The organism is Lentzea sp. NPDC020367 (genome assembly GCF_044387305.1).
In the GTDB taxonomy this organism is placed as follows: Bacteria; Actinomycetota; Actinomycetes; order Mycobacteriales; family Pseudonocardiaceae; genus Lentzea.
Map to the genome: position 1 here is coordinate 749948 of NZ_JBIRVV010000002.1, position 13772 is coordinate 763719.

General features: G+C 70.5%; 1 protein-coding gene (cut by a window edge). It reads right to left on the reverse strand.

Annotated elements, in window-relative coordinates:
* Positions 1-13772, reverse strand: partial view of a type I polyketide synthase gene (locus tag ACH413_RS10535; RefSeq protein WP_360030644.1) — the 3' portion only. Its footprint extends 13630 nt past the window's final position; 13772 of the gene's 27402 nt are visible here — the last part of the coding sequence; its start codon lies beyond the right edge, outside the window — the gene reads right to left on this strand; the stop codon is at positions 1-3.

A 13772-nucleotide genomic window follows, 5' to 3' on the forward strand; every position in this document is an offset into this window, starting at 1 on the left:
CTAGTCCATGGCGTCCCCGATCGCCAGACGCAGGAGGGCTTCGCCGTCCATGTCGTCGATCGATTCCGCCTCGGCTGCAAGCACAACATCTCCGGCGCTGTTGTTTTCCCCACTGTCCTGAGCAAGTTGGAGCACCAGGTCCAGCAGTCCCGCCTGCCGCAGACGGCTGATCGGGATGGCCGCGAGCGCGTCCCTGATCGGCGCGTCGGGGTCGTTGGCGGTGGTCGCGGCCTCACCGAGCAGTTCCGTGCGGATGAACTGGGCCAGCGCGGCGGGGGTCGGGTAGTCGAACACCAGCGTCGCGGGCAGCGCCACGCCGGTGACCACCTTGAGCCGGTTGCGCAGATCGACCGCCGTCACCGAGTCGAAGCCGACGTCGCGGAACGCCCTGGTCGGCCCGAACGCCTCCGCGCCGTCGAAGCCCAGTGTCGCCGCGGCCTCCGTGCGGACGAGGTCGAGCAGTGTGCGTGCGCGTTCCGCCTCGGGCAACGCCAGCAGCCGTTCCCTGAGCCCTGAGTCCGTCGTTTCGGGCTCTTCCAGGGCTTCCCGGACCGTCGGGATGCCCATCAGCAACGGGCTCGGCCTCGACGCCGTGAAGCTCGGCGCGAACTTCTCCCAGTCCATGTTGGTGATCGTCAGCGACGTGTGGCCGTCCTCGACCGCCTGCCGCAGCGCGGTGATCGCGAGTTCGGGTTTCATCGTGTGCACACCGCGGCGGCGCAGCTGTTCGGCGCCTTCCTCGTTCTCCGACGCCATTCCGGAGTCCGCCCAGGCACCCCACGCGATCGACGTCGCCTTGAGGCCCTGGGACGCCCGGAAGTGCGCGAGGCCGTCGAGGTAGGCGTTCGAGGCGGCGTACGCGGGTTGCGCGCCGCTGCCCCAGCTCGCCGCACCGGACGAGAACAGGATGAACGCGTCCAGGTCGCTCGTCAGTTCGTGCAGCAGCCAGGCCGACGTCATCTTGGCCTTGAGCAAGCGATCCAGCTGATCGATGCCCACCGCGTCGGTGGTCGCGTTGCCTTCGACGATGCCGGCCGCGTGCACCACGGCTCGCAGGTCGGGCACCGAGTCGATCACCGACTTCAAGCTCTGCCGATCCGACGCGTCGCAGGCCGCGATGGTGACGCGCGCTCCCAGCGCTTCCAGTTCCTCGCGCAGTTCCGCGGCCCCTGGTGCCTGATCACCGCGACGGCTGGTGAGCAGCACGTGCTCGGCGCCGCGCTCGGCGACCCAGCGGGCGACGTGGCCGCCCAGCGAGCCGGTGCCGCCGGTGATCAGGACCGTGCCGCGCGGGATCCACTCCGTGGACCGGGGCGCGCGCTGGGCCGGGATGAGCCTGCGGCCGTAGACGCCGGTGTCGCGGACCGCCAGCTGGTCCTCGCCGCCGCCGTTCGTGATGGCGGCGACCAGGCCCTGTTCGATCTGGCCGTCGATGATCTCCGGCAGGTCGACCAGGCCACCCCAGTGCCGCGGCAGGTCGAGCGCCGCGACCCTGCCGAGGCCCCACAACGCCACCTGCTCGGGGTGGTGCACGGGATCGGTCGCGCCGGTCGAGATCGCCTGCTTCGTGACCGCCCAGAACGGCGCGGTGCTGCCGGCGTCACCGAGTGCCTGCAGGAGCAGGACGTTCAGCGCGAGACCGAGCGGTGTCGCGGTGAACTCGTGGTGCGGCGCGTTCTCCGTGCCGAGCAACGAGATCACGCCGACCGGTTCGATGCCGATCAGCTCGGTGGCGAGCAGCGCGCGTTCGGCGTTGGCGCGGACCGTGATCCGCACGAGGTCGCTGCCGAACGCCCGCAGCACCGCCTCGGTCCACTCGTCGACGTGCTCGGGAACGGCCGCGAGCCAGGTGCCGTTGATGCCGGTGGCCTGGACGCCGCGCAGGAGCTGCCACGAGTCGCGGTAACGCCAGCCGTCCACAGTGGACTGCGTCTGCTGCTTCGCACGCCATTCCCTGAGCGCGGGCAGCACGTTCTCCGCGTCGACGCCGAGAGCGCCGGTGAGCTCGCCGTTGTCGACGAGCTGCCAGAACGCGCTGTCCTCGGCGTTGACGACCTTGGCACCGGCCTTGGGCCAGAACCTGCTGCGGCTGAACGGATACGTCGGCAGGTCGATCCTGCGGCCGTCGCACTTCCACCGCACGTCGAGGCCCGCGACCCACGCCTCGGCGAGCGACGTGGTGAACCGGTGGCCGCCGCCCTGGTCGCGGCGCAACGAGCCGACCGTGACCAGTTCCGCGCCGTCCGCTTCGGCCGTGGCCTGCGCGGACATCGTGAGCACCGGATGCGGGCTCGCCTCGACGACCACGCGGTAGCCGTCCTCGATCAGCTTCCTGGTGACCGCGACGAACTCGATGGGGCGGCGCGCGTTCTCGTACCAGTAGTCGGCGTCGAGGGTCGCGGTGTCGACGCGTTCGGCTTTGACCGTCGAGTAGAACGCGATGTCGGTCGCGCGTGGCGTGATCGTGCCGAGGAGGCTCATCAGTTTCTCGCGCAACGGTTCGACCTGCGGACCGTGCGAGGCCACCGTCGACGCGACGACCCGTGCCCGGATCTCCCTGGCCTGGCACAGTTCCACGAACTCGTCGAGCTCCCGCAGGGCACCGGCGACCGTGCAGGCGTTGGGGCTGTTGATGCCCGCGATGGACAGCACCGGCCACTGCTCGATGAGCTGGCGCGCTTCCTCGACCGGCAACGCGACGCTTGCCACCGCGCCGTTTCCGACGAGCTCGTCGGCGAACAGCTGCGACCGCAACACGACGATCTTGGCCGCTTCGTCGAGGCTGAGCGCCCCGGCGACGTAGGCGGCGGCGATCTCTCCCTGCGAGTGGCCGACGACCGCGGCGGGCTCGACGCCGTTCGCGCGCCAGGTCTGGGCGAGCGACACCATGACCGCGAACAGCGTCGGCTGGAGCACCTCGATGCGTTCGAGGAGTGCGGCCTCACCGCGCAGCACGTCGATCACCGACCAGCCGACGAGCCTGCCGATCGCCGCGTCGCATTCGGTGATCCAGTGCGCGAACGTCTCGTCCTCGTCCAGCAGCGCGACCGCCATGCCGTGCCACTGACTGCCCTGTCCGGGGAAGATGAACACCGGCGCACTCTCTTGCGCGACGCCCTGGACCACTTCGTCCCCGATGAGCACCGCACGGTGGTCGAACACCGACCTGGTCGTCAGTAACGAGAACGCCAGATCCTGCGCATCGCTTTCCAGCGCGCGCACTTGCTCGATGCGCGCCTTCAACGAGGCCGGCGACTTCGCCGACACGACCAGCGGCACCACGCCGCGCTGCTGAATCGATCCCGGCTGGCCGGCCCCCAGGGGGCTTTCATCCCCCATCCCAATCATCTCAGGCAGGTCTGACAATTCCGGCCGACTGGCCTGAGCTGGGGCTTCTTCGAGGATCATGTGTGCGTTGGTGCCGGAGATGCCGAACGCGGAGACGCCCGCGCGGCGCGGGTGGCCGTTGGTCTCCCACTCGCGGGCCGACGTCAGCAGCTCGACCGTGCCCTCGGACCAGTCGACGTGCGAGGACGGCGCGGCGACGTGCAGCGTTTGCGGGAGAAGGTTGTGGCGCAGCGCCAGCACCATCTTGATCACGCCCGCGACACCCGCGGCCGCCTGCGTGTGGCCGATGTTCGACTTCACCGAACCCAGCCACAGCGGCGACGACCGGTCCGCGCCGTAGGTGTTGATCAGGGCCTGGGCCTCGATCGGGTCGCCCAGAGCCGTACCGGTGCCGTGCGCCTCGACGACGTCGACATCGCCCACGGACAGACCGGCGTTCGCGAGAGCAGCACGGATCACACGCTGCTGCGAGGGGCCGTTGGGCGCGGTCAGGCCGTTGGACGCGCCGTCCTGGTTGACCGCCGAACCGCGGATCACCGCGAGCACCTGATGCCCGTTGCGCACCGCGTCGGACAGCCGCTCCATCACGACCATGCCGACGCCCTCGGACCAACCGGCCCCATCGGCGTCGTCGGAGAACGCCTTGGACCTGCCGTTCGCCGCGAGAGCACCCTGCCGGGTCAGCTCGGCGAAGGCGAACGGCGTGGTCATGATCGTCGCACCGCCGGACACGGCCAACGAACACTCACCGCCGCGTAGCGCCTGCACCGCGAGATGCATCGCGACGAGAGAAGCGGAACATGCCGTGTCGACGGTGACCGCCGGCCCCTCGAAGCCGAACGTGTAGGACAGGCGACCCGAGATCACCGATGCCGCGAGACCCGTGGCCGCGTGCCCCTCGGTGTCCTCGGCCGACGACGTCAGCAACGTCGCGTAGTCCTGGCCGTTCGTGCCGACGAAGACACCGGTCTGCGACCCCCGCAACGACAGCGGATCGACGCCGACCCGTTCCAGCGCCTCCCACGTGGTCTCCAGCAGGAACCGCTGCTGCGGATCCATCGCCATCGCCTCACGCGGCGAGATCCCGAAGAACGCCGGGTCGAAGTCCGCGGTCCCGGCGAGGAATCCGGCCTCGCGCGTCACCGACGTGGACAGCACCGACTCCACGTCCCAGTCGCGGTCGACCGGGAACGCGCCCATGCCGTCCCGCCCGTCGACCAGCAGCTGCCACAGCTGTTCCGGCGTGGTGACGTCGCCGGGGAAGCGGCAGGCCATGCCGACGATCGCGATCGGTTCGTCGCCCCGCACAACGACGTTCTCCTGCGACTCGGCCGCTCCCCCGCGCAGGTGGTCGGCGAGCCGGCGCGGCGTCGGGTAGTCGTAGACGAGCGACGCGGGCAACGTCCGGCCGGTCGCCGCCGACAGCTGGTTGCGCAGCTCGACCGCGGTCAGCGAGTCGAACCCGAGGTCGCGGAACTCCTTGTCCACGCCCACCGCGTGCGGTCCGGCATAGCCGAGCACCGACGCGACGGCCGTGCGGACGACCTCAAGCACGTCACCGCTGACCTCGATCTTCTTGCGTGCCTTGGGTTTCTTGTCCGGCAGGATCGCGATGGCGACGGTCGGCGCGTCCTCCGCGACGGCCCGCCACATCGACTCCACCGCCAGGTCGGGCCGCATCGTGATCGCGCTCAGGTCGGCGCCGACCCCGTCCGCCATCCCGGAACCCGCCCACGCGCCCCACGCGATCGACGTCGCTTTGAGCCCCTGCGCGCGCCGGTCCCGTGCGATGGCGTCGAGCACGGCGTTGGCGGCCGCGTAGTTGGCCTGACCGGGGTTGCCGAGAGCGCCCGCGACCGACGAGAACAGCACGAACGCGTCCAGTTCACGATCACGCGTCAGCTCGTCGAGCACCAGGGCCGAGGCGACCTTCGACCGGAACACGTCCGCGAACCGTTCCGGCGCAAGGCCTTCCAGCACGCCGTCGCTCAAAACGCCGGCGGTGTGCACGATGGCGTTCGGCGAGTAGGTGTTCAGCAGGTCGGCAACGGCCGTTCGGTCCGCGACGTCGCACGCGACGATCTCCGCGCCCAGTTCCTCCTGGAGTTGCGCAGCTCCCGGTGCGTCGAGACCGCGCCTGCTGACCAGCACGATCTTCTCGACCCCGCGCTGCTTGAGGTCACGGGCGACGTGCGTGCCGAGCGCGCCCGTGCCACCGGTGACGATGACGGTGCCGTGCGGCTCCCACATCGCATCGGTGGGCTGTGCCGCGTCGTACCGCCTCGCGAACACACCGTCCGCCCGGATCTCGACCTCGGCCTCGTCGCCGGCGAGCACCGCTGCCAGCTCGGCGACGTCGCCGGTGACGTCGACCAGACCGCCCCACTGAGCGGGCAACTCCAGCGCGGCGACTCGCCCGAGGCCCCAGACCGCGCTCTGCGTCGCGCTGGTCGCGGCACCTCGCGTGACCGCCCAGACCGGAGCGCTCACACCCTTGCGCGCCAACGACTGGATCAGGTCCATCGTCGCGATCACGCCGCGCGGCACGCCGTTCTCGTCGGCCTCGCCGTCCAACGCGAGCAGCGACACGATCCCGTCGAACGGCATCTCCGGTAGTTCCTGCACCACCGTGCCGTTGACGGCCGACGCGACCTCGCGAGCGAAGTCGTCCTCAGCGCCGAGCACCAGCCACGTCCCGGAGACGTGGCCACGCGGGTTGATCCGCTCCCACGACTCGCGGTGCCGCCACGAATCCACAGTGGACTTGGTGCGGTCGACCGGTGCGGTGTTGAGCACGGTCGGCCAGTAGCGCTCGTGCTGGAACGCGTACGTCGGCAGGGCGACCCGTCGCGCGCCGGTGCCCTCGAACAACGCGCTCCAGTTCACGGTCGCGCCGCTGACGTGCAGACGGGCAAGTCCGGCGACGAACGACTGTTCCTCGCCGCGGTCCTTGCGCATCAACGGGATTCCGCTGACCATCGCCGACAGCACGCCGTCCGGTCCGATCTCCAGGAACGTGCTGCCGTCGAGCGCGCGCACCGTGTCATGGAAGCGCACGGTCTCCCGCACGTGCCGCACCCAGTACTCAGATTGTTGAACAATTCCACCAGTCAACAACGGGATCGTCGGATTGTTGAACGAAATCCCGGCGATGGCGGCGCGGAAGTCGTCCAGCATCGGCTCCATCAGCGGCGAGTGGAACGCATGACTGACCTGCAGCTGCTTGACCTTGCGCGGCCCAGTGCCAGACGCGGCACCGGACGTAGAATCGTTGAGTTGTTCAACAATCCTACGTGCCTCTTGTTCAACACCCGCGATGACCACGGCGTTCGGGCCGTTCACGGCGGCGATCGACACGCCCTCGGTGAGCAGCGGAGCGATCTCCTCCTCGCCGGCCTCGATCGCGAACATCGCGCCACCGGTCGGCAGCGCCTGCATCAGCGAGGCGCGCGCGGAGATCAGCGTGCACGCGTCTTCGATGCTGAACACGCCGGCGACGTGCGCGGCCGCGATCTCGCCGATCGAGTGCCCCGCGAGCCGGTCGGCCTTGATGCCGAACGACTCCGCGAGCCGGTACAGCGCCACTTCCAGCGCGAAGATCGCGGGCTGGGCGTTGCCGGTCTGGTTCAGCGCGTCCGCGTCGTCGCCCCACATGATCGATCGCAGCGCGGGGTCGAGGTGCGCGAGCACGGCGTCGAAGGCGTCCGCGAACACCGGGAACCGCTCGTACAGGTCCCGGCCCATGCCGAGTCGCTGAGAACCCTGTCCCGTGAACAGCAACGCCAGATCGCGCTCGCCCGCCTCTCCCCTGGCGATCTCCACGCCGTCCACCAGCACGACCCGGTGCTCGAAGGCACTGCGCGACACCGCCAGCGAATAGGCCAGGTCGAGTTGCGAGGCTTCGACTGAGCCGAGGCCCGCGAGCTGATCGGCCAGCGCCTCCTCGGACCGTCCCGACACCACGAGCGGCACCACCGAAGCGGTCGCCGTGACCTCGGGAACCGCGGACGCGAACTCCGGCGCCTCTTCGATGATCACGTGCGCGTTCGTGCCGGAGACACCGAACGACGAGACACCGGCACGGCGCGCGTGGCCGTTCGCGGGCCAATCCCGGCGTTCCGTGAGCAGCTCGACGTTGCCGGTCTGCCATTCGACGTTGGACGACGGCGCGTCGACGTGCAGCGTCTGAGGCAGCACACCGTTGCGCAGCGCCATGATCATCTTGATCACACCGGCAACACCGCCGGCGGACTGCGGGTGGCCGAGGTTCGACTTGATGGAGCCGAGCAGCAGCGGGGTCTCCCGGTTCTGCCCGTACGTCGCGAGCACGGCCTGCGCCTCGATCGGGTCGCCCAGGGTCGTACCCGTGCCGTGTGCTTCGACGGCGTCCACTTCGGACGGTTCCAGTCCGGCGTTCGCCAGCGCCTGGCGGATCACGCGCTGCTGCGACGGTCCGTTCGGCGCGGTCAGGCCGTTCGAGGCGCCGTCCTGGTTGACCGCCGAGCCACGCAGCACGGCGAGCACCTCGTGACCGTGGCGGCGCGCGTCCGACAAGCGTTCCAGCAACACCACACCGGCGCCTTCGGACCAACCGGTGCCGTCGGCGGACTCGGCGAACGCCTTGCAGCGGCCGTCCGGCGCGAGTCCACCGGCCGCCGTGAACGCCGAGTAGGCGTTCGGCGTGGTCATCACCGCGACGCCACCGGCCAGTGCCAGGTCGCATTCGCCGTTGCGCAGAGCCTGCGCGGCCCAGTGCATCGCGACCAGTGACGACGAGCAGGCCGTGTCGATCGTGACGGCCGGACCCTCGAGGCCGAGCAGGTAGGAGATGCGGCCGGACAGCACCGACGCGGAGAACGCCGTCGTCGCGTACGGGCCGGTCTCCTCCAGCGAGCGGTTGAGCAGCGACTCGTAGTCCTGGCCGGTGGTGCCGACGAAGACGCCGGTCAGGCTGCCCTTCAACGACGTCGGGTCGATGCCCGCTCGTTCCAACGCCTCCCACGAGGTCTCCAGGAGCAGGCGCTGCTGCGGGTCCATCACGACGGCCTCGCGCGGCGAGATGCCGAAGAAGCCCGCGTCGAAGTCGGCGACGGCGTCGAGGAAACCGCCCTCGAACGTCGAGCTGGCCAGTCGTTCCAGGTCCCAGCCTCGATCGGTGGGGAACCGCGAGATCACGTCCCGTCCCTCGAAGACCAGTTCCCACAACGCTTCCGGCGTCGTCACGCCGCCGGGATACCGGCAACCGATGCCGACGACCGCGATCGGGTCGTCGGTGGCGATCGTGGCCGCGCGGACCTCGATCTGTTGCGCGCCGCCGAACAGTTCGTCGCGCAGGTGCTGGGAGAGCGTCGTCGCGGTCGGGTAGTCGAAGACGAGCGTCGCGGGCAGGGCGAGTCCGGTCGCGGTCTTCAGCCGGTTGCGCATCTCGACCGCGGTGACCGAGTCGAAGCCGAGCTCCCGGAACGCGCGGGCCACCGGAACCTGGTCGCTTTCCTGGTAGCCCAACGTCTTCGCGGCCTCAGCGCGCACGAGGTCGAGCAGTGCGCGGTCGCGTTCGGCCTCGGTCAACCGGGTGAGGCGCTGCTTGAGCTCCGACTCCTCCACGACCTCGTCGGCCAGCGCCGCGCGCACCTCGGCGATGCCGCTGAGCAGCGGGCTCGGGCGTTCGGCGGTGAAGCTCGGCGCGAACCTGGCCCAGTCGATGTTGGTGACGGTGAGCTGGGTCTGGTCGTCGGCGACGGCTTGGCGCAGCACCTTCATCGCGAGTTCCGGGGGCATCGCGCCGATGCCGATCCGTTGCAGCGCCTCGTACATGCCGTGATCGGCCGCCATGCCGGCGTCCGCCCACGCGCCCCACGCGATCGACGTCGCCGGGATGCCCTGCGACCGGCGCAAGTGCGCGAGCCCGTCGAGGTAGGCGTTGGCCGAGCCGTACGCGGGCTGGCCACCGCTGCCCCAGCTCGCAGCACCCGACGAGAACAGGATGAAACGGGCCTGTGGCGCGAGTTCGTGCAGGTGACGGGCCGCGGTGATCTTCGTGTCGAGCAGCGCGGTGACGTCCTCGTACCGAATCTCGTCGATCGGGGCGTCGCCGGTGCCGATGCCCGCGGCGTGCACGACCGTCGTGAGGTCGTCGATGTCCGCGAGCAGGGCTGCCAGTGCGTCCCGGTCCGCCGCGTCGCAGGCCGCGATCGTGACGCGGGTGGTCGTTTCGAGTTCCGCCTTGAGTTCGGCCGCACCGGGTGCGTCGAGGCCGCGGCGGCTGGTGAGCACCAGTTGCTCGGCGCCGGCCTCGGCCATCCAACGGGCGACGTGGCCACCGAGCGCGCCCGTGCCGCCGGTGATCAGCACCGTGCCGGACGCTTGGAAGTCCGGGCTGTGGTGGGCGTTCGTGCGGACGAGCCGGCGGGCGAACACGCCGTTGTCGCGGATCGCGACCTGGTCCTCGCCGCCGGTCAACACGGCCGCGAACCGTTGCGCGGCCTTGTCGTCCAGCGTGCCGGGCAGGTCGATCAGGCCGCCCCAGCGGCGGGGCAGGTCGAGCGCGGCGACACGGCCGAGGCCCCAGATCGCGGTCTGCGCCGGGTCGACCTCCTCGCCGCCGACGGCGACGGCGTTGCGGGTGACGGCCCAGATCGGCGCGCTGACACCGGCTTCCGCCAGTGCCTGGACCAGCGTGATCGTCGCCTGCAGGCCGGTCATCGCGATGACGCCGTCGATCGTCTCGGGCAGGCGCGCGGTGAGGTCCGCGTGGGTGATCTGCTCGTCGACGTCGAGGTGAACGGCGTTGAGCGCGTCGATCACGTCCTGAGCAGCTGTGCCGGACGTGACGACCAGCCAGGAACCAGCCGGGGTTCCGCTGACGGTGACCGGCGTCCACTGGTCACGATACCGCCAGGTGTCCATTGTGGATTCGGACTTGCGCCGGTTGCGCCACTGCGCGAGCGTGTGCGCGACGCCCTGCCCGACGCCCATGTCCTCCAGGCCGCCGTTGTCGACGAGTTCCCAGAACTCGGCGTCGACCGGGTCGGAGGTGTCCTTGACGAGCGGTTCGGGCCAGAACCTCTGGTGGTCGAACGGGTAGGTCGGCAGCGCGACGCTCCGGCCGCCGGGGTACTGCCACCGGACGTCGAGGCCCGCGACCCACGCCTCGGCGAGCGAGGTCGTGAACCGGTGACTGCCTCCCTGGTCGCGGCGCAGCGAGCCGATCGCGGCAATCTCGGTGCCGATCGCCTCCGCGGTCTGCTGCGCGGGCAGCATCAGCACCGGGTGCGCGCTCGACTCGATCAGCACGCGGTGGCCGTCCGCGACTAGCTTCTCGACCACCTTCGCGAAGCTGACGGGCTGCCGGGCGTTCTGGAACCAGTACTCGGCGTCGAGGGTGGTGGTGTCGATGCGCTCGGCGGTGACGGTCGAGTAGAACGGCACGGCGCCGGGCTGCGGCGTGATGTCCGCGAACAGGTCCAGGATCTGGTCGCGAAGACGGTCGACCTGCGCGCAGTGCGAGGCGACGGTCGAACCGATCACGCGGGCCCGGATGTCCTGGGCCACACAGCTTTCCACGAACTTCTCGAGCGCGGGAACGGCGCCGGCGACCGTGCAGGCGTGCGGGCTGTTGACGCCCGCGATCGCCAGCTCCGGCGGCAGCAGCTTCTCGACTTCCGGTGCGGGCAACGCGATGCTCGCGACGGCGCCGTTGCCGACGAGTTCGTCCGCGAACAGCTGCGACCGCTTGACCACGATCTGCGCGGCCTGGTCGAGGGTGAGCGCACCGGCGATGTAGGCGGCGGCGATCTCCCCCTGCGAGTGGCCGACGACCGCGGCGGGTTCGACGCCGTTCGCGCGCCACGTCTGGGCGAGCGAGATCATGATCGCGAACAGGGCGGGCTGCAGGACCTCGATGCGCTGAAGCAGCTCGGCGTCGCCGCGCAGCACGTCGATGACCGACCAGCCGACGTGTCCGGCGATCGCCCGGTCGGCCTCGGCCATCCACCGCGCGAACGTCTCGTCCTCGTCGAGCAGCGCGACCGCCATGCCGTGCCACTGGCTGCCCTGGCCGGGGAACACGAACACCGGCCCCGGACCGGCATCCGCGACCGCGCCTTCGACGACCTCATCGCCGAGGATCACCGCACGCTGGTCGAATCGGCTGCGCGCGGCCAGCGAGAACCCGACGTCGATCGGCTCCTGGCCACCGGCCACGAGCGCCTTGATCCGCTCGACCTGCGCCCGCAGCGAACCCGCCGACTTCGCCGACACCGCGAGCGGCACCGCGCCGACCTGCCGAATCGATCCCGCCTGGCCGGCCCCCAGGGGGCTGCGAGCCCCCATCCCAATCATCTCAGGGAGGTCTGACAATTCCGGAGCCTCGAGGATGACGTGGGCGTTCGTGCCGCTGATGCCGAACGACGACACACCGCCGCGACGCGGCCGGTCGACCTCGGGCCAGTCGCGGGACGAGGTGAGCAGCTCGACGGCGCCCGCGTCCCACTCGATGTGCGACGACGGCGCGGACACGTGCAGCGTCTGAGGCAGCACGCCGTGGCGCAGCGCCATGATCATCTTGATCACGCCGGCGACACCGGCCGCCGACTGGGTGTGGCCGATGTTCGACTTGATCGAACCCAGGTAGAGGGGCTCGGCGCGGTCCTGCCCGTAGACGGCGAGCAGCGCCTGCGCCTCGATCGGGTCGCCCAGCGAGGTGCCCGTGCCGTGCGCTTCGACGGCATCGACGTCCAGCGGGGTCAAGCCCGCGGACGTGAGCGCCGCGCGGATCACCCGCTGCTGCGACGGGCCGTTCGGCGCGGTCAGGCCGTTGGACGCACCGTCCTGGTTGACGGCGGTGCCCTTCAAGACCGCGAGGACGTTGTGGCCGTTGCGCAGAGCGTCTGACTGGCGTTCCAGCACGAGCAGGCCGACGCCCTCGGAGAACCCGGTGCCGTCCGCGCCCTCGGAGAACGCCTTGCAGCGGCCGTCCGACGAGACGCCGCGCTGCCGAGAGATCTCGATGAACGTCGCCGGCGTCGACATCACCGCGACACCACCGGCGAGCGCCAGCGACGACTCCCCCGTCCGCAGCGACTGCGCCGCGAGATGCATTGCGACCAAAGAGGAAGAGCACGCTGTGTCGATCGTGACGGCCGGGCCTTCCAGACCGAGCACATAGGACACTCGGCCGGACGCGACCGACGGCGAGGAGCCGGTGCCGTGGTGGCCCTCGAACTCACCGCCGAGCAGCTGCGCGTAGTCGTTGTACATGACACCCGCGAACACTCCGGTGTCACTGCCGCGCAACGAGACCGGGTCGATTCCAGCGCGTTCGAACGCCTCCCACGCGGTCTCCAGCAGCAGGCGCTGCTGCGAGTCCGTCGCGAGGGCTTCTCGCGGTGACATGCCGAAGAACGCCGGGTCGAACTCGCCCGCGTCGTGCAGGAAGCCGCCGAGCCGCGTCGAGGAGGTGCCGATGTCGTTGCCGGAGAACAGGGTGTCGAGGTCCCAGCCGCGGTCGGACGGGAACTCGGAGATCGCGTCCGTGCCGTCCAGCACGAGCCGCCACAGGTCCTCGGGCGTGCTGACCCCGCCGGGGAACCGGCAGGCCATGCCGACGACGACGATCGGGTCGTCGTCCGACACCGTGCGCGTCGCGACGACATCGCCGCCGTCCGCGCCGAACAGCTCGTCCCGCAGGAACGTCGCGAGCACGTGCGCGGTCGGGTAGTCGAACACCAGGGTCGCGGGCAGCCGCAGCCCGGTGACCGCGGTGAGGCGGTTGCGCAGGTCGACGGCGGTCAGCGAGTCGAACCCGAGGTCGCGGAACGCCCGCGAGGCGTCGAAGTTCTCCAACGCCAGCACAGCGCTGACCTGCGCGCGGATCAGATCGAGCAACGCGTCGAGGCGCTCGGCGTCGCCCAGCGGGCGCAGCTTCGCGGCCAGACCGGTCGCCGCGTCCGAACCGGCGACCGTGCGGCGGGCGCGCGTCCGGATCAGGCCGCGCAGCAACGAGGGAACCTCGCCCTGTGCCCGCAACGTCGCGAAGTCGAGGCGTGCGGGCAGCAGCACCGCCTCTCCTGAAGCGATCGCCGCGTCGAACAACGCGGTGCCCTGCGCCGGCGTGATCGGCGGCATTCCGGCGCGCACCAGGCGTTCCCGGTCGGCGTCGGTCAGCGAACCGGTGAGGCCGACCGTCGCCTCCCACGTGCCCCAGGCCAGCGAGACGGCGTTGCCGCGGTGCTCGGCGAGCGCGTCGAGGAACGCGTTGCCCGCCGCGTAGTTGCCCTGGCCCGCGCCGCCGAGAATGCCTGCGGCGGAGGAGAAGAACACGATCCTGGCGTCGGGCAACAGCTCGTGCAGGTGCCACGCGGCGTCGACCTTGGGCCGCAACACCGTGTCGAACTGCTCGGGCGTGAGCGACTCGATCACGCCGT